Origin of the sequence: Microbacterium sp. H37-C3 (assembly GCF_027157935.1) — a bacterium.
GTDB classification, from domain to species: domain Bacteria; phylum Actinomycetota; class Actinomycetes; order Actinomycetales; family Microbacteriaceae; genus Microbacterium; species Microbacterium plantarum.
The window spans coordinates 443,330-466,298 of record NZ_JAPVLR010000001.1 but is presented as its reverse complement, the minus strand read 5'-3'; the positions used below and the strand labels follow the sequence as shown (position 1 = coordinate 466,298).

Annotated in this window: 40 protein-coding genes; 36 read left to right on the top strand and 4 right to left on the bottom strand. The window is 69.2% G+C overall.

Features of this window, described 5'->3' with window-relative positions; genetic code table 11:
* Nucleotides 1-22 precede the first annotated feature (22 nt).
* The 6 genes from gatC to O1W71_RS02295 all read left to right on the top strand — a co-directional run bounded on the left by gatC (nucleotide 23) and on the right by O1W71_RS02295 (nucleotide 5,596).
* Nucleotides 23-322, top strand: a complete 300-nt coding sequence (gene gatC / locus O1W71_RS02320) for an Asp-tRNA(Asn)/Glu-tRNA(Gln) amidotransferase subunit GatC (RefSeq protein WP_269266389.1) — start codon at nucleotides 23-25, stop codon at nucleotides 320-322.
* Between the two features lie 5 nt (nucleotides 323-327).
* A complete protein-coding gene (gatA, locus tag O1W71_RS02315) occupies nucleotides 328-1,830 on the top strand; it encodes an Asp-tRNA(Asn)/Glu-tRNA(Gln) amidotransferase subunit GatA (protein WP_442923630.1) in 1,503 nt (500 codons plus the stop codon).
* On the top strand, nucleotides 1,830-3,347 hold the full coding sequence (gene gatB, locus O1W71_RS02310) for an Asp-tRNA(Asn)/Glu-tRNA(Gln) amidotransferase subunit GatB (protein ID WP_269266387.1): 1,518 nt from the start codon (nucleotides 1,830-1,832) through the stop codon (nucleotides 3,345-3,347). Before gatA ends, gatB begins: the two co-directional genes overlap by 1 nt.
* A gap of 75 nt (nucleotides 3,348-3,422) precedes the next feature.
* Entirely contained in the window at nucleotides 3,423-4,682 is a 1,260-nt protein-coding gene (gene dinB / locus O1W71_RS02305; protein WP_269266386.1) for a DNA polymerase IV, read from the top strand.
* Between the two features lie 40 nt (nucleotides 4,683-4,722).
* The gene (locus tag O1W71_RS02300) at nucleotides 4,723-5,043 is read left to right on the top strand and encodes a hypothetical protein (RefSeq protein ID WP_112614608.1); all 321 of its coding nucleotides are present in this window, start codon (nucleotides 4,723-4,725) and stop codon (nucleotides 5,041-5,043) included.
* Nucleotides 5,018-5,596 (top strand): hypothetical protein, encoded by a 579-nt coding sequence (locus O1W71_RS02295; protein ID WP_269266385.1) that lies wholly within the window; start codon nucleotides 5,018-5,020, stop codon nucleotides 5,594-5,596. Before O1W71_RS02300 ends, O1W71_RS02295 begins: the two co-directional genes overlap by 26 nt.
* Here O1W71_RS02295 and O1W71_RS02290 read toward each other — a convergent pair whose 3' ends face one another.
* The 4 genes from O1W71_RS02290 to O1W71_RS02275 form a co-directional block, all read right to left on the bottom strand.
* The gene (locus O1W71_RS02290; protein WP_269266384.1) at nucleotides 5,597-6,067 is read right to left on the bottom strand and encodes a DUF2017 family protein; all 471 of its coding nucleotides are present in this window, start codon (nucleotides 6,065-6,067) and stop codon (nucleotides 5,597-5,599) included.
* The gene (gene clpS, locus O1W71_RS02285; RefSeq protein WP_112614614.1) at nucleotides 6,064-6,363 is read right to left on the bottom strand and encodes an ATP-dependent Clp protease adapter ClpS; all 300 of its coding nucleotides are present in this window, start codon (nucleotides 6,361-6,363) and stop codon (nucleotides 6,064-6,066) included. The genes O1W71_RS02290 and clpS overlap by 4 nt, the downstream gene beginning before the upstream one ends.
* Nucleotides 6,354-6,704, bottom strand: coding sequence for a metallopeptidase family protein (locus O1W71_RS02280; RefSeq protein WP_269266383.1), 351 nt, complete (start codon nucleotides 6,702-6,704; stop codon nucleotides 6,354-6,356). The genes clpS and O1W71_RS02280 overlap by 10 nt, the downstream gene beginning before the upstream one ends.
* A gap of 173 nt (nucleotides 6,705-6,877) precedes the next feature.
* Nucleotides 6,878-7,180: a hypothetical protein gene (locus tag O1W71_RS02275; protein ID WP_269266382.1), complete on the bottom strand. Its 303-nt coding sequence runs from the start codon at nucleotides 7,178-7,180 to the stop codon at nucleotides 6,878-6,880.
* Between the two features lie 168 nt (nucleotides 7,181-7,348).
* Here O1W71_RS02275 and O1W71_RS02270 point away from each other — a divergent pair, with 168 nt between their 5' ends.
* The 30 genes from O1W71_RS02270 (at nucleotide 7,349) to O1W71_RS02125 (ending at nucleotide 22,960) form a co-directional block, all read left to right on the top strand.
* Entirely contained in the window at nucleotides 7,349-7,576 is a 228-nt protein-coding gene (locus O1W71_RS02270) for a hypothetical protein (RefSeq protein WP_162815515.1), read from the top strand.
* Complete coding sequence (locus O1W71_RS02265; RefSeq protein WP_269266381.1) at nucleotides 7,573-7,818, top strand: helix-turn-helix domain-containing protein; 246 nt, start codon at nucleotides 7,573-7,575, stop codon at nucleotides 7,816-7,818. Before O1W71_RS02270 ends, O1W71_RS02265 begins: the two co-directional genes overlap by 4 nt.
* Complete coding sequence (locus tag O1W71_RS02260; RefSeq protein ID WP_269266380.1) at nucleotides 7,815-7,964, top strand: hypothetical protein; 150 nt, start codon at nucleotides 7,815-7,817, stop codon at nucleotides 7,962-7,964. Before O1W71_RS02265 ends, O1W71_RS02260 begins: the two co-directional genes overlap by 4 nt.
* A gap of 595 nt (nucleotides 7,965-8,559) precedes the next feature.
* The gene (locus O1W71_RS02255) at nucleotides 8,560-8,781 is read left to right on the top strand and encodes a hypothetical protein (RefSeq protein ID WP_269266379.1); all 222 of its coding nucleotides are present in this window, start codon (nucleotides 8,560-8,562) and stop codon (nucleotides 8,779-8,781) included.
* A complete protein-coding gene (locus tag O1W71_RS02250) occupies nucleotides 8,781-9,245 on the top strand; it encodes a hypothetical protein (RefSeq protein WP_269266378.1) in 465 nt (154 codons plus the stop codon). Before O1W71_RS02255 ends, O1W71_RS02250 begins: the two co-directional genes overlap by 1 nt.
* Nucleotides 9,246-9,261: 16 nt before the next feature.
* On the top strand, nucleotides 9,262-11,112 hold the full coding sequence (locus tag O1W71_RS02245; protein ID WP_269266377.1) for a DNA cytosine methyltransferase: 1,851 nt from the start codon (nucleotides 9,262-9,264) through the stop codon (nucleotides 11,110-11,112).
* A 14-nt stretch (nucleotides 11,113-11,126) separates the two neighbouring features.
* Nucleotides 11,127-11,477, top strand: coding sequence for a hypothetical protein (locus tag O1W71_RS02240; RefSeq protein WP_269266376.1), 351 nt, complete (start codon nucleotides 11,127-11,129; stop codon nucleotides 11,475-11,477).
* The gene (locus tag O1W71_RS02235) at nucleotides 11,474-11,917 is read left to right on the top strand and encodes a hypothetical protein (protein ID WP_269266375.1); all 444 of its coding nucleotides are present in this window, start codon (nucleotides 11,474-11,476) and stop codon (nucleotides 11,915-11,917) included. Before O1W71_RS02240 ends, O1W71_RS02235 begins: the two co-directional genes overlap by 4 nt.
* Entirely contained in the window at nucleotides 11,914-12,216 is a 303-nt protein-coding gene (locus O1W71_RS02230) for a hypothetical protein (protein ID WP_269266374.1), read from the top strand. The genes O1W71_RS02235 and O1W71_RS02230 overlap by 4 nt, the downstream gene beginning before the upstream one ends.
* The gene (locus O1W71_RS02225; protein WP_269266373.1) at nucleotides 12,213-12,500 is read left to right on the top strand and encodes a hypothetical protein; all 288 of its coding nucleotides are present in this window, start codon (nucleotides 12,213-12,215) and stop codon (nucleotides 12,498-12,500) included. The genes O1W71_RS02230 and O1W71_RS02225 overlap by 4 nt, the downstream gene beginning before the upstream one ends.
* A 28-nt stretch (nucleotides 12,501-12,528) precedes the next feature.
* Nucleotides 12,529-12,816, top strand: coding sequence for a hypothetical protein (locus O1W71_RS02220; RefSeq protein ID WP_269266372.1), 288 nt, complete (start codon nucleotides 12,529-12,531; stop codon nucleotides 12,814-12,816).
* 3 nt (nucleotides 12,817-12,819) lie between these two features.
* Entirely contained in the window at nucleotides 12,820-12,966 is a 147-nt protein-coding gene (locus O1W71_RS02215; protein ID WP_269266371.1) for a hypothetical protein, read from the top strand.
* An 8-nt stretch (nucleotides 12,967-12,974) separates the two neighbouring features.
* Nucleotides 12,975-13,388 (top strand): hypothetical protein, encoded by a 414-nt coding sequence (locus tag O1W71_RS02210; protein ID WP_269266370.1) that lies wholly within the window; start codon nucleotides 12,975-12,977, stop codon nucleotides 13,386-13,388.
* Nucleotides 13,385-13,621 (top strand): hypothetical protein, encoded by a 237-nt coding sequence (locus O1W71_RS02205; protein WP_269266369.1) that lies wholly within the window; start codon nucleotides 13,385-13,387, stop codon nucleotides 13,619-13,621. The genes O1W71_RS02210 and O1W71_RS02205 overlap by 4 nt, the downstream gene beginning before the upstream one ends.
* A 73-nt stretch (nucleotides 13,622-13,694) precedes the next feature.
* Nucleotides 13,695-14,072, top strand: a complete 378-nt coding sequence (locus tag O1W71_RS02200) for a hypothetical protein (RefSeq protein WP_269266368.1) — start codon at nucleotides 13,695-13,697, stop codon at nucleotides 14,070-14,072.
* A complete protein-coding gene (locus O1W71_RS02195) occupies nucleotides 14,069-15,019 on the top strand; it encodes a PD-(D/E)XK nuclease-like domain-containing protein (RefSeq protein ID WP_269266367.1) in 951 nt (316 codons plus the stop codon). Before O1W71_RS02200 ends, O1W71_RS02195 begins: the two co-directional genes overlap by 4 nt.
* Nucleotides 15,016-15,468, top strand: coding sequence for a hypothetical protein (locus O1W71_RS02190; RefSeq protein ID WP_269266366.1), 453 nt, complete (start codon nucleotides 15,016-15,018; stop codon nucleotides 15,466-15,468). The genes O1W71_RS02195 and O1W71_RS02190 overlap by 4 nt, the downstream gene beginning before the upstream one ends.
* Nucleotides 15,468-15,746 carry a hypothetical protein gene (locus O1W71_RS02185; RefSeq protein ID WP_269266365.1) on the top strand — a complete coding sequence of 93 codons (279 nt, stop codon included), beginning with the start codon at nucleotides 15,468-15,470 and terminating at the stop codon, nucleotides 15,744-15,746. The genes O1W71_RS02190 and O1W71_RS02185 overlap by 1 nt, the downstream gene beginning before the upstream one ends.
* 96 nt (nucleotides 15,747-15,842) lie before the next feature.
* Entirely contained in the window at nucleotides 15,843-16,151 is a 309-nt protein-coding gene (locus O1W71_RS02180; RefSeq protein WP_269266364.1) for a hypothetical protein, read from the top strand.
* Nucleotides 16,148-16,738, top strand: coding sequence for a hypothetical protein (locus O1W71_RS02175; protein ID WP_269266363.1), 591 nt, complete (start codon nucleotides 16,148-16,150; stop codon nucleotides 16,736-16,738). The genes O1W71_RS02180 and O1W71_RS02175 overlap by 4 nt, the downstream gene beginning before the upstream one ends.
* A complete protein-coding gene (locus tag O1W71_RS02170; protein WP_269266362.1) occupies nucleotides 16,725-17,486 on the top strand; it encodes a hypothetical protein in 762 nt (253 codons plus the stop codon). The genes O1W71_RS02175 and O1W71_RS02170 overlap by 14 nt, the downstream gene beginning before the upstream one ends.
* 68 nt (nucleotides 17,487-17,554) lie before the next feature.
* Complete coding sequence (locus O1W71_RS02165) at nucleotides 17,555-17,749, top strand: hypothetical protein (protein WP_269266361.1); 195 nt, start codon at nucleotides 17,555-17,557, stop codon at nucleotides 17,747-17,749.
* Nucleotides 17,746-17,910 (top strand): hypothetical protein, encoded by a 165-nt coding sequence (locus tag O1W71_RS02160; RefSeq protein WP_162815522.1) that lies wholly within the window; start codon nucleotides 17,746-17,748, stop codon nucleotides 17,908-17,910. Before O1W71_RS02165 ends, O1W71_RS02160 begins: the two co-directional genes overlap by 4 nt.
* A 155-nt stretch (nucleotides 17,911-18,065) precedes the next feature.
* On the top strand, nucleotides 18,066-18,770 hold the full coding sequence (locus tag O1W71_RS02155) for a helix-turn-helix domain-containing protein (RefSeq protein WP_269266359.1): 705 nt from the start codon (nucleotides 18,066-18,068) through the stop codon (nucleotides 18,768-18,770).
* Nucleotides 18,767-19,168: a hypothetical protein gene (locus O1W71_RS02150; protein WP_269266357.1), complete on the top strand. Its 402-nt coding sequence runs from the start codon at nucleotides 18,767-18,769 to the stop codon at nucleotides 19,166-19,168. The genes O1W71_RS02155 and O1W71_RS02150 overlap by 4 nt, the downstream gene beginning before the upstream one ends.
* The gene (locus O1W71_RS02145; RefSeq protein ID WP_269266355.1) at nucleotides 19,168-19,554 is read left to right on the top strand and encodes a hypothetical protein; all 387 of its coding nucleotides are present in this window, start codon (nucleotides 19,168-19,170) and stop codon (nucleotides 19,552-19,554) included. Before O1W71_RS02150 ends, O1W71_RS02145 begins: the two co-directional genes overlap by 1 nt.
* A gap of 166 nt (nucleotides 19,555-19,720) precedes the next feature.
* Nucleotides 19,721-20,524, top strand: coding sequence for a hypothetical protein (locus tag O1W71_RS02140; RefSeq protein ID WP_269266354.1), 804 nt, complete (start codon nucleotides 19,721-19,723; stop codon nucleotides 20,522-20,524).
* Nucleotides 20,525-21,141: 617 nt separating this feature from the next.
* Nucleotides 21,142-21,636, top strand: a complete 495-nt coding sequence (locus O1W71_RS02135; RefSeq protein WP_269266352.1) for a helix-turn-helix domain-containing protein — start codon at nucleotides 21,142-21,144, stop codon at nucleotides 21,634-21,636.
* A gap of 1 nt (nucleotide 21,637) precedes the next feature.
* The gene (locus tag O1W71_RS02130; protein ID WP_269266350.1) at nucleotides 21,638-22,348 is read left to right on the top strand and encodes a hypothetical protein; all 711 of its coding nucleotides are present in this window, start codon (nucleotides 21,638-21,640) and stop codon (nucleotides 22,346-22,348) included.
* Between the two features lie 9 nt (nucleotides 22,349-22,357).
* Nucleotides 22,358-22,960 (top strand): hypothetical protein, encoded by a 603-nt coding sequence (locus O1W71_RS02125; RefSeq protein WP_269266348.1) that lies wholly within the window; start codon nucleotides 22,358-22,360, stop codon nucleotides 22,958-22,960.
* The last annotated feature ends 9 nt before the right edge of the window (nucleotides 22,961-22,969 follow it).

Below are 22,969 nucleotides of genomic sequence, written 5' to 3'. Positions count from 1 at the left end.
GGGCCCCAACTAGAATCGTCGGGTGTCTGAAATCACCCCCGATCTCGTGCGCCACCTCGGCGTGCTCGCCCGGATCCAGCTGAACGCCGAGGAGGTCGAGCGTCTCACGGGACAGCTCGACGCGATCGTCGACAACATCGCGAAGGTGTCGGAGGTGGCGACGCCGGATGTGCCGGCGACGAGCCACCCGATCGCCCTCGAGAACGTCTTCCGCGAGGACGTCCCCGGCGACATGCTCACGCTCGACCAGGTGCTCCAGAACGCACCCGAACGAGCGGACGACCGTTTCCGCGTGACCGCGATCCTGGGGGAGGAGCAGTGAGCGACATGATCCGTTCCAGCGCGGCCGAGCTCGCCGCGCGTCTGGCCGACGGCAGCATCAGCAGCGTCGAGGTGACTCAGGCTCACCTCGACCGCATCGCCGCCGTCGATGGCGACGTCCACGCGTTCCTGCACGTCTCCGACCACGCCCTGCAGGTGGCGGGCGAGATCGACGCGCGCCGCGCTGCCGGTGAGGAGCTCGGCGAGCTGGCGGGCGTCCCCCTCGCGATCAAGGACGTGCTCGTCACCACGGACATGCCGTCGACGAGCGGGTCGAGGATCCTCGAGGGCTTCATGTCGCCGTACGACGCGACAGTCGTCGCGCGCGCCCGTGCCGCGGGACTGGTTCCGCTCGGCAAGACGAACATGGACGAGTTCGCGATGGGCTCCTCGACGGAGCACTCCGCGTACGGGCCGACCCGCAACCCGTGGGACCTCGACCGCATCCCCGGCGGCTCCGGGGGCGGTTCCGCCGCCGCCGTCGCCGCGTTCGAGGCGCCGCTCGCCCTCGGATCCGACACCGGCGGCTCGATCCGTCAGCCCGCGCACGTCACGGGCACGGTCGGAGTGAAGCCGACGTACGGTGGCGTCAGCCGCTACGGCTCCATCGCGCTCGCCTCGAGTCTCGACCAGGTCGGTCCCGTCTCGCGCACCGTTCTCGACTCGGCTCTGCTGCACGACGTCATCGGCGGCCACGACCCGCACGACTCGACGTCGCTCGCGGACCAGTGGCCGTCCTTCGCCGAGGCAGCGCGCGAGGGTGCGCGGGGCGATGTGCTGCGCGGACTCAAGGTCGGCGTCATCCGCGAGCTCGCCGATGTCGGCTTCCAGCCCGGCGTCAGCGCGTCGTTCCGCGCATCGTTGGCGGCGATGGAGGCGCAGGGCGCGGAGATCGTCGAGATCAGTGCACCCCACTTCGAGTACGGGGTCGCCGCGTACTACCTGATCCTCCCGGCCGAGGCGTCGAGCAACCTCGCGAAATTCGACTCGGTCCGCTTCGGACTGCGCGTCGACGTGCCGGGCGGCACCGTCGAGGACGTCATGTCGGCGACCCGCGAAGCCGGTTTCGGCGACGAGGTCAAGCGCCGCATCATCCTCGGCACCTACGCCCTGTCGGCCGGCTACTACGACGCCTACTACGGCAGCGCTCAGAAGGTGCGGACGCTCATCCAGCGCGATTTCGACGAAGCGTTCGCGCAGGTCGATGTCATCGCGACTCCGTCCGCACCCACGACCGCGTTCCGTCTCGGCGAGCAGATCGACGATCCGCTGCAGATGTACCTGAACGACGTGACGACCATCCCGGTCAATCTCGCCGGCGTTCCGGGGATCTCCATTCCGTCGGGGCTGTCGGATGATGATGGTCTGCCGGTCGGTATCCAGTTCATCGCTCCGGCGCGCCAGGACGCACAGCTGTATCGGGTGGGCGCCGCGCTCGAGTCTCTGCTCGTCGACAGCTGGGGCGGCCCGCTGCTCGACCGCGCACCGATCCTGGGAGGGGCACGCTGATGGCTGCCAAGGTCGCACTGATGGACTTCGACAAGGCACTGGAGCTCTTCGAGCCCGTGCTCGGCTTCGAGGTGCACGTCGAGCTCAACACGCGCACGAAGATGTTCTCGCCGGCTGCGAACCCGGCTCACCCCGACAACCACGGCGCAGCTCCGAACACCCTCGTCGCGCCGGTCGACATGGGTCTGCCCGGGGCGCTCCCTGTCGTGAACGAGACGGCGATCCGGTCGTCGATCAGCCTGGGTCTCGCGCTCGGCTGCTCGATCGCACCCTCGAGCCGCTTCGCGCGGAAGAACTACTTCTACCCGGACCTCGGCAAGAACTACCAGATCTCGCAGTACGACGAGCCGATCGCGTTCGAGGGCGCGGTCGAGGTGGAGCTGTCCGACGGCACCACCGTCACCGTCGACATCGAGCGGGCCCACATGGAGGAGGATGCCGGCAAGCTCACGCACATGGGCGGCGCCGCGGGTCGTATCCAGGGCGCCGAGTTCTCGCTCGTCGACTACAACCGAGCCGGAGTGCCGCTCGTCGAGATCGTGACCAAGCCGATCTTCGGTGCCGAGCACCGCGCGCCGGAGATCGCGAAGGCCTACGTCCGCACGATCCGCGACATCGTCATCGGCCTGGGCATCTCGGAGGCGCGCCTCGAGCGGGGGAACCTGCGGTGCGACGCGAACGTGTCGCTGCGCCCCCGGGGCCAGGAGAAGCTCGGCACGCGTACCGAGACGAAGAACGTCAACTCGATGCGCTCCGTCGAGCGTGCGGTGCGCTACGAGATCCAGCGTCAGGCCGCCATCCTCGCCGAGGGCGGCACCATCACGCAGGAGACTCGGCACTGGCATGAGGACACCGGCACGACCTCGCCGGGGCGTCCGAAGTCGGATGCCGACGACTACCGGTACTTCCCCGAGCCCGATCTGCTGCCGGTCGCACCGTCGCCGCAGCTGATCGACGAGCTCCGCGCGGCCCTTCCCGAGCCGCCGGCTGCCCGACGCCGCCGGCTGCAGGGCGAATGGGGCTTCACCGACCTCGAGTTCCAAGACGTCGTCAACGGCGGCCTGCTCGCCGAGGTCGACGCGACGGTCGCGGCGGGGGCGTCGCCCGCTTCGGCCCGCAAGTGGTGGACCGGCGAGATCACGCGCGTCGCGAACGCGCGTGGGGCCGAGCCGCAGGCGCTCGTCTCGCCGGCCGACGTGGCGGCGCTGCAGAAGCTGGTGGATGCCGGAACCCTGACCGACAAGCTGGCGCGCCAGGTGCTCGAGGGCGTGATCGACGGCGAAGGCTCGCCCCAGGAGGTCGTGGATTCCCGCGGCCTGGCCGTGGTGTCGGACGACGGCGCCCTGATCGCTGCGATCGACGACGCCCTCGCCGCGCAACCGGACGTCCTGGCGAAGATCAAGGACGGCAAGGTTCAGGCCGCGGGAGCCGTGATCGGCGCGGTCATGAAGGCCATGAAGGGCCAGGCCGACGCAGCACGCGTGCGCGAGCTGATCCTCGAGCGCGCCGCCCAGTAGGCGCAGCCTCGCCCTACGGCCGCGTCGTCGTCCGACGGCGCGGCCGTTGTCGGCGGTACCCGCGACAATAGAAGCATGGGACGCGGCGACGGCACGGGGCGCATCGTGTCGCCGCCGGATGCGGACGACACCGGCACCCGCATCCTCCACGTCGACATGGACGCCTTCTACGCGGCCGTCGCGGTGCTGGACGACCCCTCCCTCGCGGGCAAGCCCATCATCGTCGGCGGCGTGGAGCGCCGCGGCGTCGTCTCGAGCGCCTCGTACGAAGCGCGGCGCTTCGGCGTCCGGTCGGCGATGCCGGTCGCGCGCGCCCTGCAGCTGTGCCCGCAGGCCGTCGTGGTCCCGACGACGTTCGAGCGCTACACCGAGCTCTCTCGACGCGTGATGGAGATCTTCCGGTCGATCACGCCACTGGTCGAGCCGCTTTCGATCGACGAGGCGTTCCTCGACGTGAGCGGCGCCCGTCGGCTCTGGGGGAGCCCGCGCGAGATCGCGCAGCTCATTCGACGGCGCGTGCTGAGCGAGACCGGCCTCACCTGCAGCGTGGGGGTCGCGGCGACGAAGCACGTCGCCAAGATGGCGTCGACGATCTCCAAGCCTGACGGGCTCCTCGTCGTCGCCGAGCACCAGACGCTCCGCTTCCTCGGAGGTCGCCCGGTCGGTGCTCTGTGGGGCGTGGGCCCCAAAGCCGCCGAGGCCCTCCTCACGCGCGGCATCCGGACGGTGGCCGACGTGTGGGACACCCCGCGCTCCGTCCTCGACCGTGCGCTCGGTCCGGCGATGGGCGAGCGCGTGTGGCATCTCTCGCGCGGTCACGACGCTCGTCAGGTGCAGACCGAGCGGGCCGAGAAGAGCATCTCGCACGAGGAGACGTTCTCCCACGACGTCACCGACCTCACGGTGCTCCGTTCCGAGCTCAGGCGTCTGGCCGACCGGGTGGGCGCGCGACTGCGCGCTGGCGGCTGGGAGGCCGGGACGGTGTCGATCAAGGTGCGACTGAGCGACTTCTCGACGTACTCCCGCTCGCAGACTCTGCCCCTGGCGACGAACGTCGGGCAGCGCATCGGCTCAGCGGCGATCGAGTTGCTTTCGTCGGTGGAGCTCTCGCAACCGGTGCGACTCATCGGCGTCCGAGCCGAGAAGCTGCGTCCGGACGGCACGGGAGGCCTCACGCTCTGGGACGACGATGAGGAATGGCGCCGCGTCGACGACGCCCTCGACGGGGCCCGCGCCCGCTTCGGCCGGGGGGCGGTCACTCGGGCGAGCGTGCTCGGACCTCGTCGCGACGTCGGCGCCATGCCGACCAACCCGCGCCCCGACCACGAACATTGACACCTGTACCGCGGCACCCGGGGGAGGGTACGGTGGGTCCATGCCCAACCTCGCACTCGAACTCGGCAAGCAGACCGCGAATCTCGGCGTCACCAGCGTCTACGGCGAACAGCAGGATGTCGACGGCATCACGCTCATTCCGGTCGCGCTGACGTGGAGCGGCTTCGGGGCCGGCGAGGACAATGAGGGAAACAGCGGCGGCGGGGGCGGCGGCTACGCCATCCCCGTCGGGGCGTACGTGCGCAAGGGCGATGATCTGCGTTTCGAGCCGAACCTCGTGTCGCTGGTCGCCGTCGGCATTCCCTTCGTCTGGGTCGTGGGCCGCGCTCTCAGCCGTGTCATCCGCGCCCTCAAGAAGTAGGGCCGTCGCGCGCCTGACCTCGGCGGCGCTCGTCCGCACCGTCCTCGACGAGGTCTCGCCGGGCGACGTCGTGATCATCGATGGGCGCAGCGGCGCGGGAAAGTCCACGCTGGCGCGCGAGCTCCAGCGACAGTGGGACGGCGCGCAGCCGCCGCAGTTGGTCGCGCTCGATGAGCTGTATCCCGGATGGGACGGCCTCGCTGCGGGTGCCGAGTACGCCGTCGCGCGCGTGCTCGCCCCGCGTCGCACAGGCGCGCCCGCGCGCTGGCAGCAGTGGGATTGGGCGGCGGACCGCTATGGCCAGGATCGCGCGCTGAAGGGCGACGAGTCGGTCATCCTGGAGGGCAGCGGTGCGCTGACTGCTGCGGCCGCAGCCTTCGCGACCGTACGGATCTGGTTGGACGCGCCGAGTGATGTGCGCAAGCGGCGTGCCCTGGACCGCGACGGTGACACCTATCGGCCGCACTGGGAGCGCTGGGCGGCGCAGGAGCAGGACCACATCGCTCGGAACGATCCCCGCCGCCTCGCGACGCACGTCGTCGAACTGGTCTGATCACCCGTCGAGTGCTTGCAGCAGCATCTCCTGCCGGTACCCGAGCCACTCGTAGACGTCGAAGCGGGGATCCCCCACCGGCATGATGCTCTCGTCGGTGATGCCGATGCGCTCCGCAAGCACCAGACGGAGCCCAGCGAGCGTCCTCAGCCACGCCGTCTGCTCGTGCGGATCGAGCGTGAGTCCCTCGCCGGATGCCGTATGGGTGGAGCGATCGCGGGAGCCTCTCGCGAGGGTGGCCAGCACCAGGCGCGCATCCGCGGCGCGTGTCGCAGCGACATCGTCTCGTGTGAGGGCGCGGAACTCCGTCGCGGCAGCCGGGTCGTCCGGGTATGCGTCGGGGGAGAGCCGGCGGGCTGCCGGATCCCGAGGATCGTCGGGGGTTTCGACGAGCTCGAGGTACTGATCGACGAGTTCGCGGAGATAGTCCGCCTCGGCCGCGGGCAGCGCGAAAACGATGGTCGTGGTCATTCGTTCGCCCGTCTGACCGTCGCCCAGAGGCCGAATTCGTGCATCGCGCGCGTGTGCGCCTCCATCGCTTCGCGCGGACCCTCGGCGACGATCGCGTGCCCCTCGTGATGGACGGAGAGCATGAGCTGCGTCGCGCGGTCGCGCGAGTACCCGAAGTAGGTCCGGAAGACGTGGACCACATACGACATGAGGTTCACCGGGTCGTTCCACACGACGGTCTGCCATGGTTCGTCGGGCGCAGCACGGAGGTCGGTCTCGATGTCGAGGTCGGGGAGAGCGGTGCTCATCAGGCCCATCCGAGCTCGTGCAAGCGGTCGTCGTCGATGCCGTAGAAGTGGGCGATCTCGTGGACCAGCGTGGTGTGGACCTCGTCGCGAAGGCCGGCGACGTCGTCGCACGCGTGAAGATGCGGTTCGCGGTAGACGATGATGCGGTCGGGGAGCTCACCCTGCCCGTAGCGCTCGCGCTCTGTGAGGGCGTAGCCGTCGTAGAGGCCGAGCAGGTCGAGGCTGCCGTCTTCCGGGCGGTCTTCGACGACGAAGATGACGTTGTCGAGTCCGTCGACCATGTCGTCGGGGAGGCGATCCAGCTCGTCGGTGACGAGGAGCTCGAACTCCTCGACATCCATCTCGATCATGTGCACTCCCGGACCGGGGTGTTTACGTGGGGTGGCTAACGGGACTTGAAAAAGTACCGCACACACCGCCCCACACCCGGTTTTTCCGCGTAATCACGCGGTTCTAGCCCTGCCTGACATGTTCTTCCACACGACCCGAAACGGGCCGAAAACAACCCAAAATGTAGCCTCGCCTACATCGGGTCAGCCGGCGGCGCGTCCTCGTGGACGTCCGCCGATTCGAGCCCGCGATGGCGCTTCGACGCCTCCCACACGTCGTCGAGCCCTCCCGTCCCGAAGTGCGCCTGCAGGTGCTCGGTGATCTGCAGGACGAGGTCGAGGGCGACCGTCGCGGTGCGGTCCTTCCCCTCCACCGTGAGGTTCCGATAGAGCGTCTTGTACGGGATGCCCATGGCCTTCGCCGCGACATCGAGGGTGCCGTAGGCCACCCGGAGACGGACCGCTAGCTCGTAGCGGATCGCGTCGGAACTGCTCATTCGCATGAGGCGAGCCTATACCCGTAACCGGGAAATGACTTCACGAAAAGCGACATTCTCGCCAAGTTCGACATCCGTTGTGGGGAGCCCACAACGATCGTCGTGAGATGCCGAGGAATGCACGAATCTGGCACATCAGTTCCCACATCCGGGCATACGGTTGCTCACATGGCACCCCGAACCACAGCGACCGACGCGAAGCAGTCGCTCACCGCAGCTCGACGCGAGCGAGGTCGATCCGTCCTCTGGCTCTCACGCCAGACCGGCATCGCCTACAAGCGGCTGCTCGGCGAGCTCGACCCGCGCAGCACCCGCGTCCTCTCCCTCGAAACCACCGTCGCCGTCGCCGGCGCGCTCGACATGGAACTCCCCGAAGCGATCGGAGCGACCCGATGACCGTCGTCGCCCCCGCCGACGAGGAAGCGCGCGTCACCGCGCACACCATCGCCCGCCTGCTCTCGTGCTCCATCGAAAAGGTCTACCGCATGGCCCGCGACGGCGAGATCCCGTCCGAGCGCGTCGGCCGCGCATGGCGGTTCAAGCAGTCCGCCGTCCTCGAAGCCCTCAACACCGCGCAGCCCGCGCTCCGCTTCCAGCAGTCCAACGTCTCCGCCAAGCGCCGCCGGCGGCTCCGATGAACGCCCTCGGCATCTTCGGCCTCGCCCTCGTCGTCATCGGACTGCTCAACCAGGGCGCGTCGGTCAACGGTGCGACCGCCCTCTGGATCATCGGCCTCATCATCGCGTTCCGCGCGACCTACCCGAAGCACCACACCCGCGCCTGACCGGCGCCGCGCTCGAGCCGCTCGTACCGGCCCGTGCGCACGACCGCGGCCCCGAAGCCGCGGACCCCTCCCGTAGCCGCGCCTCGGCGCGCACGGACGCACCTTCACAACTCCACACGTGAGACACGCAGATATGCGTTCCCCGGCTCCGTCGTCGACATGTCCGATCGAGCACCCCCGGTATGTCCCGGGGGACACGCCACCGGGGGAGCGCGACACCGGGACGAATGGACCGCACGGCCAGGCAGGCCGAGGCCCCCGAGGAAACAGCGAGTGACCGACGTCGTATGCGGTCGAAACGGAACGCGTCATCCGGCGCGCCATGGTCGGGCACCGAACACACGGGGTGCTGAACGAACCATCGCGAGCGAAGACGCACACAGCGCACGGACGGACCGGCCGCACGAACCCCCACAGGGTCGGGTCGGTGAACGCGCGCATTGCATGGGCGTGAGCGGCGGACGCAGTTGTCAGGCGTCCGATACTCCGGGGTTCGAGTCCCCGGCACGCACAAGGGGCGGCGCGCCCCCTCTCGACCCGACGCCCCCTCGTCGGACCGCGCCGCCCCTCTTCACCTCGACCCAATGGAGGACCGATGAGCGATACCCCCACCACCGACACCGTCGACGTCGACGTCATCGTCGAAGCGCCCGAGCCCGTCACAGCGGCATCCGCCGTCGTGGGCTACCCGCACGTCATGCCCGCCGCCGAGTACCGCGCCAACCTCGCCTTCCGCACCGCTGGCATCGTCCTCATCGTGCTGGGGCTCACAAACGCCGGATGGCTCGCGTGGGCGATCACCGCGGGAGCGCTGTGATGCGGAAGCAGACGGCAGTTCTCGCGAAGTGGGCGAAGGCCCACGGCTGCACGTACGACGGCGTGACGCCCTCGGGCCACGTGCGGATCATCCTTCCCGACGGCGCCATGATGGTCACCCGCGCGACTCCGAACGACCGCGCGTCGCTGCACCAGGCGCAGCGCGACATCGCGCGCCGCCTCGGCATCCCCGTCCCCGCCAAGCCCGCCGCCCGCTACAAGAAGGGCACCGGGCACCGCGGGTTCTCGATGCGCGCGGCGCTCGACAACCAGCGTCCCGATCGCTCCGGTGTGTTCACCGTCGGCGACATCAAGCCCGCAGGCACCGCAGGAGAGCCTGCAGGGCTCGTCGCGCTGCGTGCGCAAGAACAGAGCCTCGCGGCGTCCTACGCCGCGGCCCCCACCGGCGCGCTCGAGGTGCAGCTGCGGAACGTCCGCGCCCGCATCCGTGCGCGCATCTACTGAGACACGAGGAAGCCCCGTGGCAACGCGCACCATCGTCAAGGCGACCACCGTCGTCGATCAGCCCGTCGGATACCGGATGCCGGTCGTACCGTGGAACGGACTCACCGTCACTGACCTCTTCTGCGGCGCCGGCGGCTCCTCATCGGGGCTCGTCGAGGCCGGATACCGGGTCATCATCGCCGCGAACCACTGGGAGCGCGCGATCGCGTCGCACCAGCTGAACCACCCCGACACGGACCACTCCCAGGCCGACATCTCCCAGGTCGACCCGCGCTACTTCCCACGCACCGACGTGCTCTGGGCGTCGCCCGAGTGCACGAATCACTCCATCGCGAAGGGCGTGAAGCGTCAGCAGGCGCTCAACGAAGCCCTGTTCGAGCTCGACGGCACCCGCCCGCTCGACGACGCGGCCGCGAACCGATCCCGGGCGACCATGTGGGACGTCCCCCGGTTCGCTGAGGTGCACAGGTACCGCGCGATCATCATCGAGAACGTCGTCGACGCGTACCGGTGGATCATGTTCCCGGCCTGGCTGCAGGCGATGGAACTGCTCGGCTACCGGCACGAGATCGTGTGGCTCAACAGCATGCACGCGCAGGAGGGCGGGCTCCCGGCGCCGCAGTCCCGCGACCGGATGTACGTCGTCTTCTGGCGGAAGAGCATGAAGGGTCGGCCTCCGCTCGAGCGGTGGACGCAGCCGAAGGCGCTGTGCATGGAGCACGGCGAGGTTCGGGCGTCGCGGTCGTTCAAGAAGGAAGAGCGGTGGGGCCGCTACCGCGCGCAGTACGTCTACCGGTGCCCGAAGTGCGGCATCCAGGTCGAGCCGGGCTGGCTGCCGGCGGCGTCGATCATCGACTGGTCGATCCCGGCGCAGCGCATCGGCGACCGGAAGAAGCCCCTCGCCGAGAAGACGCGCGAGCGCATCCGGAAGGGCATCGAGCGGCATTGGGCGCCGCTCGTCGTCGAGGCCGCGGGGAACGCGTATGACTCGACCGATCCGAAGCACCCGCAGCACGGGACGGAGGGCGGCTACGTCCGCGCGTGGCCGGCTGATGACCCGCTGCGCACGCTGCACGGCACCGCGACGAAGGGCGTCGCGCTCCCGCTCGTGATGACGAACAACCACGAGAACCACGCGAAAACCGTCGGCGAGCCCCTTCCCACCGCGACGACGGCGACGACGCAGGCGCTCATCGTGCGCGGCGAGGGGAACACGGTTCCGGCCCGGCCTGCGTCAGACCCGCTCGGCGCGCTGACCGCATCCGGATCGATGTTCGTCGCTCAACCGATGCTCGTGCCCTACTTCTCGAAGGGCGTCGCCCGCTCGACCAGCGAGCCCATGGGCACCGTCACCACCGTCGAGCGCGACGCGCTGCTCGTTCCCGCCGGCGGCACATGGCGCTCCGACGCGGTCTCCGCGCGCGGACCGCTCCCAGCCGTCACGACGCGCGAGGCAGACGGGCTCGTCGTACCGCTGCGGAATCACGGCGTCGCGAAGCCGACCTCGGAGCCAATCGACACCGTGAGCGCTGAGGGCAACCACCACGCGCTGCTCATGCGGAACAACCACGGTGGCGCCGAGATGACGACGCCCGTCGACGAGCCGATGCGCACGCTCACCACGGGCGGGCACCAGTCGCTGCTCGAGGCGCTCCCGCCGATCAGCCTCGACGTCGACGACGCCGGTTTCCGGATGCTCGAACCGCACGAGATCCAGCGCGGCATGGGCTTCGCCGCCGACTACGTCCTGCTCGGCACGAAGCGCGAGCAGGTCAAGCAGGCCGGGAACGCCGTCACACCACCAGTCGCGCGCGACGTCGGCCACGCCGTCGCCGCGTTCCTCAACGAGATGGAGCTCGCAGCATGAGCGAGAACACACCGATGTCCGATGACGACAGGCGCTGGCTCGACTGGCAGCGCGGCGATGTCCGTCGGAAGCTCAGGGAGCGCGGTTGGGATGAGTCCGAGGTCGAGGCGTTGATGAGCGCGATGACCGACGAAGCGTTCCAGGTCATCCGCGCACAGGCGGTGGAAGAGCTCGCCGAGCACTACATCCTCGGCATGCGCCTCACCGTCCGCATCCGGGAAGTACTCGCGTACGCCGCCGGCATGCGCCCGAGCCGCACCGAGCGCTCGGATGAAGCACACCGTCGCCGGAACGCGGGGCTGCTCGCGCTCTCGCGACGGGACCGCCCCCGCGTCCCGGAGCAACGGGACAGGAGCGATCGATGACCCTCACGACCATCGAGACCACGACGCCCGGCGCGAAGTACACCCTTTTCGAGACCAGCGGCGTCCTCACCGTTCACCTCGCCGGACCAGGGAAGACCGGGGGAACGGGCGCGATCCTCTGTGGCTTTGACCGCTTCCAGCGCGACGAGAACGGGCGGTGGATGATCGGCTTCTCAGTGGGGGGTGGCACCACCGGTCCCGGAACTCACCACCGGGTTTGCAAGGCGTGCGCGGAGCGAGCGGGTGAAGAGACCATCCGCGGTACACACCAGGGACTCTTCCAGTACGCGCTCTACCCGCTCCGTGACCGTCACGGCGATGTCTGGATGCTGGGCGATGACGGGCTTCTGCACACGCGTGAGACCGCGCCGTTCAGCCGCGACCACGTCGAGCGGAAGTGGGGACCGCTTCACCCGGATCACACGGATGGGGGCCAGTGATGGACAACGGCGAGACGATCGGCCTTGTGACGTGCCCCTGCGGGTGGTCGAAGCGAGGCTACTTCCGCGACCTGCACGATCACCAGGACGATCACCGCCGGCACCGAGACCAGGAGGAACGACTCGCGATCATCCGGGCCGCGGTGCGCGCGATCGAGCCGAACGTGCAGAACGAGACAGCCGCCTGGAACACGTGGAACAACCTCGCGAGCAGCGATGAGTTCCGGCGCGCCATCGTGATGATCGACCGCGAACGGCGATGGAACGAGCACGAATCGACCGGGGAGGAGCGAAGATGAGCGCCGTACGAGGAGCGCTGCGGGCGGACCTGCAGCGGAATCACGTCAATCTCGACAAGCTCGGCGACCGCGCAGTCATCGTGGACGCGTATGGCGACGCGTGGCAGAAAAGCCAATATCTCGACACCTGGTACCGGGCGTTCGATGGGGACGGCGTCTCGTCGTTCGAGCTCGCACAGAACAGCGCTGGCATGCGGGTAATGGACTCCGGTTCGTCCGCGACGACGCCACATGTCGAGCATCATGATGAGCACGGATCGACCGATTCGAGCAGCGGTGGGTGAGCGAGCACAGCCGAACCGTTGGCGTTGCTTGGTCGCCGGATGCAACCCGGTCCTGATCGGTGCGCCCGCTGCGACCGAGCATCGCGGCGCAACGGGACACCGGGTCGCGAAGTGGCCGCAGCGCAGCGCCGCCGGGCAGCGTGCCGCGGCCAAGCGGAACCGGACCGGTTACTACGACCAGTACAACGTCGGGGAGAAGTCAGCCGAGGCGCGCGCGCTCCGCGCCGCCGGGCGGGACCGGTCGGCAAGAGGCCCGGGCGTGCCGCTGACCGGTGACGACTTCTCCATCGACAACGCCGGCCCGTTCGGAGGTTGACCCGTGACCGTCACCGACTGCGGCCACCGCCGCTCCCAGCACTGCACCTGCCCGCCGTGCGTCACCGCATGCGCGGAACGGCAGGCCGAAGACCTCATCCCGATCGTCTGGCCGGCGCCTCGCGCCGCCGTCGACGACACGACCACGTAGGAGACACCATGCCCACCATCCGCCCGCGCCGCCCCGACCGTGAGCCGCGCACGAACAAGAAGGACATCGCGATCGTCGTGGCCGCCGGCGTCGTCGCCGCCGGGCTGATCGCCCTCGCGATCGGCTACTTCGCGTCGGTCCGCACGCTCGACGACTGCGAAGTCACCGCGAAGGACCGCAGCGTGAGCGTCTCGAGCGACAGCAACGGGAACGTGAAGAGCACGACCGATCAGCGGGTCTACACCAGCTGCGGCGTCTTCACCGTCACGGACAACCCGCTCCTGCTGCGCTTCAACAGCGCCGACACCTACGGTGCGCTCGTCGAGGGCCAGACGTTCGACCTCGAAGTGATCGGGTGGCGTGTCGGGCTGCTGTCGTGGTTCCCGAATGTCCTCAGCGTCTACAAGACCCCGGCGCCGTGAGCATCGCGTCACGGCAGGTCGAGGACGAGGTTCGCGACTCACTGCTGCAGATCGAAGAGTTCGTCAACGCGGTCGGGCTGTCGTGGGAACGCGACGCGCTCATCGTCGTGAAGCGCGCGGTACTGGCCGCGATCGAGGGCTCGTGCCTTGCGTGCGAAGCGCGCCCCGGCGACCCCGGCCTGTGCACGGCCGATGCATCCGCCCACGTGTGGGCGAGGAACACGGCCCCGTAATCGATCGGGGCGTCCTCTAGATCGAAAGAGACACCATGAACAACAGCACACACGCCCCCGCCGGGGGCACCCTGTGACGCTGCAGACCCCCGACCTCGCGCACGTCAACGACCCGACGGTGTCGACCGCGGCCGCGGCGTCGCTCGACCCGACGGCGACCGAGAACGTCATGCACGCGATTGTGACGCTGATCGACGAGTACGGGCCGATGGCGCCGTGGGAGCTCGAGCAGCGCTACCACGCGCAGCGCACGCGCCGGGACTGGCCGCGCGTGGCCGCGTACAGCGTCCACCGGCGCGCGTCCCAGGTGAAGAAGCAGGTGCAGGTGCTCGCCGGCAACGGTGACCGCGTTCGGCCGCCGGGCGGGAAGCCCGCGGAGCGCCTGGCACTGACCGTCGAGGCGACCGCGGCGCACGCCGCGATCCGCCGCTACATGCGAGGAGAGCAGTGAGCATTCTCAGCACTCACGGCGGCGACGTGCTCGCCGTCAGCGACGACCACGTCGGCATCGTCCCGAACCTCCGCGAGAAGCTGTACCACTCGCACCCGGCGCTCTCGTCGACGGGCGCCCGGCAGCTGCTGGACTCGCCGGCGCGGTTCCAGTACGAGCGGAACAATCCGCGGGCGGACACGAAGGCGTTCGACGTCGGCACCGCGGCGCACTCGAAGGTGCTCGGCGTCGGCGCCGGGATCGCGGTCTACCCCGACGGGAAGGGCGACCACGTGTGGGTCGACCCGGAGACGCAGGAAGAGCACGTGAACGTGCTCGGGTCGAACGGGGCCGCGAACACGGCGATCGCGAAGCGGTTCGAGAAGCTGACCCGCGAGGCGGGGCTCATTCCCGTGAAGCGGGCCGAGTCCGACGCCGTCGACCGGATGGCCGAGGGTGTGCTCGCGAGCTCGAAGGCGCGCCTGCTGCTCGAGCAGGAAGGCATCGCGGAAGCGTCTGTGTTCGCCACCGATCCGGAGACGGGGGTGAACGTCCGGTGCCGGTTCGACTTCCTCGGGCGCGGGCCGCGGCGTCGCGTCGCCGTCGACATCAAGACGATCGGGCGCCGCGCGACGCCGATCTCGTTCGCGAAGGCCGTCGCCGAGCACGAGTACGAGGTGCAGGAGGCGCACTACGGCGACACGCTCCGGTTCGCCGGCGAAGAGTACGACGCGTTCTGCTTCATCGTCGTCGAGAAGGATGCCCCGCACCTCGCCCGCGTCTTCGCGCTCAGCGAGCGGTTCCGCGACATGGGCCGCACGAAGGCGGCGCACGCGCGCCGCCTGTTCGCGCAGTACAGCGAATCGGGGGAGTGGCCCGGCTACCCCGACACCATCGGCCTCATCGAACCCCCGATGTACGCCGTCTACGACTTCCAAGACCGATTCGAGAACGGATTCGCAGCATGACCACCACCACCGAGCCCACCAGCGACGTCGCCCCCGACCTCATGGAGCAGCTGGACATCCCGCAGTCGTCGCCGCAGCGCGGCCGAGCACGGACGCCGGAGCCCGCCGCCGGCGACGCGACGGACGACATCGTCACCGCTGATCAGCGGATCAAGAAGTTCCGCACGAAGTACCCCGACGGCGTCATCGCGACGTCGGTCGAAAGCGATGCGCAGGGCACGTTCACGGCGCGGGCTGAGGTCTGGAAGACCTCGCCGACTATTGGCGTCGGCGGCACCCGCTACACCCGGCACCCCGACGCCACGGCGACGGCGACGCGATCGCGCGACGACGAGCCGAGCGTCGGGTCGCTCTACCCGCAGGAGTCCGCCGAGACAGCCGCGATCGGCCGCGCACTGCGGTTCCTCGGCATCGAGCCGACGAAGCCGCGGAAGAAGAGCACCGACTGATGTCGGCCGCGGCGCCCACGATCGACGAGACTGTCGTCGTGGATCTCGACGCGATGCTCGCAGCGCAGGTGCCGTGCGTCGCGTCGACGAACGGCTGCGAGCGGCCCGCGACGTGGCACGTCCGCTGCGTCACCCCGGGCTGCGCGAACACTGCCACGCTGTGCGCGCCGCACTGGGAGCGGCTGCGCAGTCTGCATCCGGCGAACACGATGCTCGCGTGCCCCGCGTGCGGCGCCTCTGGCGTCTTCACCGCGCTCTACGCGGCACGCACCCTGTAGCCCGTCACGCGCCCACGGCGCGCGACCGGCATCCACCACACGGCCGGGCGCGCGCCCTCTTCGCGCGCGCCCGGCGACAGGAGAAAGACCCGAACCATGCCCGAACGCCACCGCCTCGACTGGCAGCAGATCGGCCACCTCATCCACACCCCCGCGATCGCCACCGACGTCGGCTTCCACTGCGCAGACGGCACCGAAGTCTTCGTGACCGAGCTCGAGCTCGTCGAGCACCACCCCGAACACGGCGACCCCGACACCCCGATCTTCGTCACCCGGCCGGGCGAGCTCTCCGTCAGATTCGCTGTGACGAACCTCATGTCGGCCGGAGTGTTCGAGCTCCTGACGGGCATCCCGCAGGCGCCGATCTACGAACGCCTCGCCCGAGAAAGGGGCTTCTCACTGTGAGGATCATCACCGTCCGGCAGCCATTCGCCGACGCGATCATCTTCGCCGGCAAGGACGTCGAGAACCGGCCCCGGAACATCGCCGGCGAGTACCGGGGCCCCGTCCTCATCCACGCCGGCCTGCACCAGCCATCGCAGGCCGAGATCGACGCGTTCTTCGCCGCGCACACGGTCCCCGGCGTCTTCATGGCGCAGCGCGCGCCCGTCGACCGCCCCGCGCGAGGTGTCATCCTCGGCGTCGTCGACGTCGTCGACGTCCACCCGTGGACGCTCGCCGAGGGCATCTTCGACGAGACCGGCCATCATCCGTCGGCTGGCTGCTCCCGGTGGGCGTACCCCGACGGCTGGCACCTCAAGCTCGCGAACCCGCGTGCCCTCGCCGAGCCGATCCCGTTCACCGGCGCGCTCGGCATGCGGCGGGCGCCGTTCGAGCTCGCGGGGGACTGGATCATGCGAAAGCTGCACCACTGCACGTGCCCCGCCGGCGCGAGCCTCGGCAAGACGATCGGCCACGCGCCAGGGTGCGGGCTCGAACAGGCAGGGCACCTGGTGCCCGCGGAGAGGTTCGTCGGCGGTGCCTCGGGATAAGCGGCTCTACATCACCCTGCCGGTCGACATCCACCGGCATCCGAAGTTCCGCCGCGCGTCGACCGAAGCGAAGTGGGCGTTCGTCGAGATGAACATCGAGGCGAAGATCGCGGACAACGACGGCGTCTTCCCCGCGGAAGAGGCCGAGTGGCACTGGCCGAAGACGGTGCTCGACGAGCTCGTCAACTCGCATCCCACCCGGCCGGTCGTCGCGCGCGTGGACGACACATACGTCATCCGTGAGTACGACGAGCACCAGGAGTCGCGTGCACGCCGAGAGGAACGGCGCGCGACGAACGTCGCGAACGGGAAGAAGGGCGGTCGCCCGAAGAAGAACCCGAACGAAACCGACTCGGTTTCCGGTGGGTTAGGGCAGGAACCGAACCGAACCCAACCGAAAGCAGAGTCCAGAGTCCAGAGTCCAGAGCACAGAGATACTACTCACCTATCTGAGTCCAGTCCCGTTACTGATCGCGCGCGTCAGCGGACGGACGAAGAGAAACGTTCCGATGAGTTGGCGAGGTCGGCCCTCGCTGAGGGGATGCAGATCGACCCCGATCGTCTGCTCGTTCACATCCGGCAGCGGACCGCCCGCGAGCTCTTCCCGGGCGAGGCCATGCGCGTTGCGATGTGGCTGCTCGACAAGGGCACGGACGTGAAGACCCCGCAGCGGTACGTCCTCCGCTGCATCACCCAGTCGTGGGCCGAGGTGCAGCAGTACATCGACACCCACGTCCTGCCCGCCTGACGGGCACCCACCGGCTCGCGCCGCCCGGCGCACAGCCATGTCTACCCAATGCACAGAAAAGGGAATTCATGAACACCTTCCTGATCGTTCTCGCCGTCGTCTTCCTGATCATCGCCCTGCTGCTGTCGGGGCTCGGGACGATCTCGACGTTCGAGAAGAACCCGACCGCCGCGAGCGTCTGGAGCGCCGTCTTCCGGTGGGCGCTGGCCGCCCTCACGGCCCTCGCGATCGCTGCCCTCGTCCTCGAACGGATGCCGCAGTGAGCGCCTCGAGCGTCGGCGAACTCATCGTGCAGATTCGATCCGACCCGGTGCGGATGCGGCAGGCGCTGACTGAGGCCACGGTCCCGATCGTCGTCACCGCATCCGTTCCGGTCGAGCGGCCGACGCGCAGCCGTCCGATCCTCCGGGTGGTCGGCAGGTGAGCCGGGTGAAGGGCTCGGCGCGCGCGCATCGGTGCCCGACCGATCACTCGCACGGCACCAACTGCTACGACCACCACGGATGCGGGTGCGAATCGTGCATCGTCGCCCACCGCGTAGACGCCGCCGCGTTCCGGAGGCGTCGCGCCTACGGACATGTGACGCCGCCGGTCGACGCCACTGCGGCTCGTGCCCGCATCGTCGAGCTCCTATCGGCCAAATGGACGCAGCGCCAGATCGCCCAGGCGGCCGGCGTCTCGGTGAGCACCGTGAAGCGCGTGCTCGCCGGCTTCCCGAAAGTCGCACCCGAGGTCGAGAAGCGCCTGCTCGCCGACCTGCAGCGTCCGCGCCCGGTCGCGAAAGCCAACGTCGACGCGACCGGAACGAAGCGGCGCTTGCAGGCGCTGATGGCGCACGGATGGACGTTCCGGGAACTCGCTTCCCGGATCGGCGTCGACGAGCGGCAGATCACATGGACGATGCATGCCCACACGGTGACCCGCGGGCGTGCCGATGCGGTCGCCAGCCTGTACCGGGCGCTGTGGGATCAGCCGGCGCCAGAGCGAACGCGCGATCGCACGCGACGAATCGCGGCACGCCGAGGGTGGGTCGGAGCGCTCGCGTGGGAGAACATCGACGACCCCGACGAGCAGCCGGACACCGCAGGCGCTGCACTCGAGCCCGGATGGAAGCTCCGCGAGGTCGAACACCTCCGGGCGCTGGGCGAATCTCCCGCACGCGCGCTCGAAGCGCTCGGCACCACACCGGACGCCGTCGAACGGATGGCCCGGAATCACCACCGCCCCGACCTCGCCCGATGGGCGTCGTCGGCACGCTCACAGCAAGGAACCACCGCCGCATGACAGATCACGAATGGGTCATCCCGCTCGACTTCGCGAAGCCGCCGCCCGGGATGTCCGCGAACCACCGCGTGCACTGGCGAGTAGCGAATAACAGCACGAAGCTCGTGCGAACGCTCGTGCTCGCGGAGGCACGCAGGCAGCGCATCCCCGTCTCGGCGCACCTCGAGGTGCGGCTCGTGTGGGTCGTGAAGGACCGGCAGAAGCGGGACGACGACAACCTGCAGCCGTTTGCGAAGGCGTGCTGGGACGGCCTCGCCGCGAGCAAGGGCATCTCCGCTCACCTCGTCCCCGACGACTCACCCGAGTACGTCACGAAGCATCACCCGCGGATCGAGTACCAGAAGGGTGCGACGCCGCACTTCGAGATCCGTCTCACAACGAAAGAGAGCACCCCGTAATGGCGAGAGGCATCGTCGACGGCACCGTCACCAAGATCATCCGCTCCGGAGGCGGTGCGATGATCCGCGAGACGTGGCAGAACCGCAACGGCGTCACGAAGTCCCGGAACTGGACAGCATGGGCGCCCGACGGGAAGTCCGTTCCCGTCCGTGTCGGCGACCTCGTCACCGTCACCGGGCGACTGGGCGTGAAGGTGTCGCCCCGCGACAACCGCTACATCGACACGTCGCTGCAGGCCGCGACGTTCACCCTCATCGAAGCCGCGGACGAGGGGGAGGTGCAGGTCGCAGTCCTCGACGTGTCACAGCTTGCCCCCGCACTGGGTGACGTGCTCGACATCTCGGCGAACGGCGCGATCACCCTCGCCGCCGGGAGCGCCGAGTGAGCGCGAACGGGCCGAGGCTGCGACCGGTCACGTTCGACGAGTCGGCATTCGCCGCACTGCTGGGCCCGGTCCCCGGCCCGCGGTGCTGCTCACGGTGCCGGCGCGGCGTCGTGCCTGGACAGTTCCCGTGCGGCAACGACACGTGCGCATGTCACGGAGGCGCATCATGATCGACCGGCCCTGCATCACGTTCGAGCTCCAAGGGCTCCACCGCCACGACCGGCCCCGCGCGTGCCACCGCCGCGGCCAGACGCGCGACGGGCGCCGCATCCCCGAGGGGCACTACGCGGCGTGCGACGACGAGCACTGCCGCGGGTGCGTGCCACGCTCGGCGCGACACGGGCTGCTGTGCGACGTCTGCTGGATGAAGGCGCGCGACGCGATCGACCGCGCGTACTACCTGATCCTCCATCTCCGGTCGATCGAGTCCGGAGCGCAGAACGCGGGGGAGCGGGTCGACACGTCACGGCGTCCGCAGCTGATCGTCCCGGAGACGTGGATGGCGGCCGACGACCTGCTCGAAGCGCTCGGCGCCCGCCCGTTCCCGTCGACCATGGGCATCGACGCGGCATTCGAGTACGTCGACGACGTGCTCTGGCCGTGGCATTCGGACCTCGAGGGAAAGGCGAACACGGTCGCCGGCGCGTCCGCGCTCGTGCGGCTCACATTGCGGATGCAGACCGCCCTCCACCGGTGGCCCGCAGCGGAAGCCGAGCACCGATCGATCCCGTTCGTGCTCTGCCCGCAGTGCGGACACAAAGACCTGTTCAGGCGGGGCCCGCTCGAGTACCTCGACGACATCCTCATCGAATGCGGGTCGTGTGACTACAAGCGGGACTGGTTCGAGTGGTCGGAGCACTACGCGCCGATCCTGGCGGGCATGTTCAAGGAGATGGACGCCGCCGAACGGAAGGAGCGCGCCGAGCGGCGCGCTGCACGACGGAAGGAGCTCATCAGTGCATCCCGATAAGCGGCGCATCGGCCGCGCGATCCGCAAGGCGCGACGCGAAGAGCAGGGGCGGGCGCGACACGCCGACGAGGTAGGCGCTTTCCGAAGAATGTCGGAGGCTATCGGCAGTGTCGTACATATGTTCGAGCAGTTCGTGGCGGCGGTGGCCGCTGCGGGAAGGGCGTTCGCGGATGCCTGGCTCATAGCGGACACCGATCAGAACTCCCGATCCCGGGAACTGGGAGACCGCTGACGGGTATTGGAGACCCGGAATCGGGAACGTAAAGTGCTCGCAGTGCAGTCGAGAGCACGCCTAGATCAGAGAGAGCACTTCGCGATGAACCGAAGCCAGGCCACCCCCTCAGCGCGCCTCGACACGACGGCGACCGCCCCCATCCACACGGGCCAGCGGTCGCCGTCGCGGCGCCCATCGAACGCCGGTGCCCGCCCGGCCTTCCCCCACACCCACCCGTTCGCGTGAGCGACACGGGCAGGCGCTGCGCCAGCAGCGAGATCGTCGGACGCGGTTACTGCGGGCGACGGAACACCACCACAACCCGAAAGCCCGACGACGTGACGTGCGCAGACTGCCACGCCGCGAGACGAGCGGATGAGCACCACCACCGAAAGAGCACCCGATGAACGACTCACAGCACCCCGCGCACGCCCCCACCTTCGACGTCTTCTCCCTCACGATCAACGAGCGCATCGACCTCGCCGTCGCCCGCACGATGAAGCGCGACGGCATCAGCGCAGGCGACATCGCCGAACGAGTCGGCGTTCACCGGAACACGCTCTCAGCGTGGCGTCACACCGACGAGCGTCCACGGGCTCGCCACCTCGAGGCGATCGCGGAGGTGACCGGCTACCCGCTCGGGTGGCTTGAGCACGGCAACCGCACCGGCGAGGCCAACACGGAGCAGTGGATGGCGAGCACCCGCGAGAGCGTCCGGCTGCAGCTGATCGACCGCATGGGCTTCCGCCCCGACCAGGCGAAGCAGATCGCCGAGGCCATCCCGACCGTGGCGTATTCGATCGCTCACGCGAACGCGGTCAACGAGCTCGCCGAGTGCTACGGCACCAACGGCCGCGGCACGGCGATCGATCGTTTCTCCGACAGCGGGAAGGGCTGACGTGTTGTCATCCGGACAGCTGTACCGTCACGACTCCTGGCGCGCGTCCGAGGGTGAGAGCGCGTACGGTCGGCACCTTCGTGCGGGCGACATTATCGCGATCGACCATCCGGGAATGCGTCATCAGCCATGGGCGGTTCACGAGGTCACCCCGCACGAGGAAGACTGGCGACTCATTCTGCGACCGTACGGCGCCGAGTTCGACTTCGCCCAGCACAACCGGCCCATGCGTCTGAGAAAGCACGGCAGAGTGTTCGTTCTCCCTGAACACTTCTCGCGATGCTCGCGATGCAACGAACTCCCACCGTGTTCAGAGGTGTGGACCGCCACTGTCTCGTCGGCTCACGCCGAGAGAGCCGCGCGCTACGAGGTCGAGGGTGTCTGCCCGGCATGCCAGAAACCCGTAACCCACCGACAGCGCTCCCACCGCTTCGACGAAAACCTGTTCGTACCGCTGGGACCGCCGGTCGTGTTCCACGCCCGAGCGTCCTGTCTCGCCTCCGCGGTCGATTACGACGCACAGCTCGCGCGCGCACACGACCGCGAGCCGACGCTGTCGTGCTCGGGCATGCACGTCCAGCACAACGACGGGCACCACGAGTGCACCAACATCACCTGCCCGGGCTTCCACGCCCGGCACCGTACATTCGCGTGCTGCTACGTGCTGCGCGAGCGCTGCAACCGCCCCGAATGCTGGGAGCGCAGCGGCTGAGAGGAAACCATGGCCCGCCTGGCGATCGCTGACCCGCCCTACCCGCCTCTGTTCGCAGAGCGACGCGATCGCCCGGGCGGGCCTCTGCGTGTCACCTCCCGGTCTCGCGCGCTGCGCTGGTACGGCGACGGCCCCCGCTCCGCATCTGACTCGCCGGCCGCGGACTACCACCCGGAAGCCGCCGTCTGGGACGACCTCACAGAACACCGCCGGCTGCTCGAGCGGCTCGTCGACGAGTACGACGGATGGGCGATCGCCACGACCCCCGACGGTCTCGGCGCCTACCACCCGCTCCCGATCTCCGCGCGCGTCATGGCCTGGCACCGGCCGACAGCGATCCCTGGCGGCGGGCGCATCATCTCGCGGTGGGAGCCCGTGATCGTCTTCCCGCCCGAGGGGCGCCGCGGCCGAGACGGCGTCCGCGTCTCCGACGTGCTCGTCGCGAACCCACCCCAAGCCGGCTTCGTCGGATCGAAGCCGCCCGAATGGACCCGCTGGGTGCTCGCTGCGCTCGGCTACGACCCCGCCACCGACGACGTCGTCGACCTGTTCCCTGGCTCCGGGGGAGTCGCGCGGGCCGCCGACGGCATGCTCCCGCTCGCCCTCGACTGAGAGAAGAAC

Excerpts from the sequence above, each read along its gene's own strand:
- gatA (WP_442923630.1), top strand. The coding sequence starts at position 328 with ATGATCCGTTCCAGCGCGGCCGAGCTCGCCGCGCGTCTGGCCGACGGC.
- gatB (WP_269266387.1), top strand. The coding sequence starts at position 1,830 with ATGGCTGCCAAGGTCGCACTGATGGACTTCGACAAGGCACTGGAGCTC.
- dinB (WP_269266386.1), top strand. The coding sequence starts at position 3,423 with ATGGGACGCGGCGACGGCACGGGGCGCATCGTGTCGCCGCCGGATGCG.
- O1W71_RS02300 (WP_112614608.1), top strand. The coding sequence starts at position 4,723 with ATGCCCAACCTCGCACTCGAACTCGGCAAGCAGACCGCGAATCTCGGC.
- O1W71_RS02290 (WP_269266384.1), bottom strand. The coding sequence starts at position 6,067 with ATGACCACGACCATCGTTTTCGCGCTGCCCGCGGCCGAGGCGGACTAT.
- clpS (WP_112614614.1), bottom strand. The coding sequence starts at position 6,363 with ATGGGCCTGATGAGCACCGCTCTCCCCGACCTCGACATCGAGACCGAC.
- O1W71_RS02280 (WP_269266383.1), bottom strand. The coding sequence starts at position 6,704 with ATGATCGAGATGGATGTCGAGGAGTTCGAGCTCCTCGTCACCGACGAG.
- O1W71_RS02275 (WP_269266382.1), bottom strand. The coding sequence starts at position 7,180 with ATGAGCAGTTCCGACGCGATCCGCTACGAGCTAGCGGTCCGTCTCCGG.
- O1W71_RS02270 (WP_162815515.1), top strand. The coding sequence starts at position 7,349 with ATGGCACCCCGAACCACAGCGACCGACGCGAAGCAGTCGCTCACCGCA.
- O1W71_RS02265 (WP_269266381.1), top strand. The coding sequence starts at position 7,573 with ATGACCGTCGTCGCCCCCGCCGACGAGGAAGCGCGCGTCACCGCGCAC.
- O1W71_RS02260 (WP_269266380.1), top strand. The coding sequence starts at position 7,815 with ATGAACGCCCTCGGCATCTTCGGCCTCGCCCTCGTCGTCATCGGACTG.
- O1W71_RS02255 (WP_269266379.1), top strand. The coding sequence starts at position 8,560 with ATGAGCGATACCCCCACCACCGACACCGTCGACGTCGACGTCATCGTC.
- O1W71_RS02250 (WP_269266378.1), top strand. The coding sequence starts at position 8,781 with ATGCGGAAGCAGACGGCAGTTCTCGCGAAGTGGGCGAAGGCCCACGGC.
- O1W71_RS02240 (WP_269266376.1), top strand. The coding sequence starts at position 11,127 with ATGTCCGATGACGACAGGCGCTGGCTCGACTGGCAGCGCGGCGATGTC.
- O1W71_RS02235 (WP_269266375.1), top strand. The coding sequence starts at position 11,474 with ATGACCCTCACGACCATCGAGACCACGACGCCCGGCGCGAAGTACACC.
- O1W71_RS02225 (WP_269266373.1), top strand. The coding sequence starts at position 12,213 with ATGAGCGCCGTACGAGGAGCGCTGCGGGCGGACCTGCAGCGGAATCAC.
- O1W71_RS02210 (WP_269266370.1), top strand. The coding sequence starts at position 12,975 with ATGCCCACCATCCGCCCGCGCCGCCCCGACCGTGAGCCGCGCACGAAC.
- O1W71_RS02190 (WP_269266366.1), top strand. The coding sequence starts at position 15,016 with ATGACCACCACCACCGAGCCCACCAGCGACGTCGCCCCCGACCTCATG.
- O1W71_RS02185 (WP_269266365.1), top strand. The coding sequence starts at position 15,468 with ATGTCGGCCGCGGCGCCCACGATCGACGAGACTGTCGTCGTGGATCTC.
- O1W71_RS02180 (WP_269266364.1), top strand. The coding sequence starts at position 15,843 with ATGCCCGAACGCCACCGCCTCGACTGGCAGCAGATCGGCCACCTCATC.
- O1W71_RS02165 (WP_269266361.1), top strand. The coding sequence starts at position 17,555 with ATGAACACCTTCCTGATCGTTCTCGCCGTCGTCTTCCTGATCATCGCC.
- O1W71_RS02150 (WP_269266357.1), top strand. The coding sequence starts at position 18,767 with ATGACAGATCACGAATGGGTCATCCCGCTCGACTTCGCGAAGCCGCCG.
- O1W71_RS02145 (WP_269266355.1), top strand. The coding sequence starts at position 19,168 with ATGGCGAGAGGCATCGTCGACGGCACCGTCACCAAGATCATCCGCTCC.
- O1W71_RS02140 (WP_269266354.1), top strand. The coding sequence starts at position 19,721 with ATGATCGACCGGCCCTGCATCACGTTCGAGCTCCAAGGGCTCCACCGC.
- O1W71_RS02135 (WP_269266352.1), top strand. The coding sequence starts at position 21,142 with ATGAACGACTCACAGCACCCCGCGCACGCCCCCACCTTCGACGTCTTC.
- O1W71_RS02125 (WP_269266348.1), top strand. The coding sequence starts at position 22,358 with ATGGCCCGCCTGGCGATCGCTGACCCGCCCTACCCGCCTCTGTTCGCA.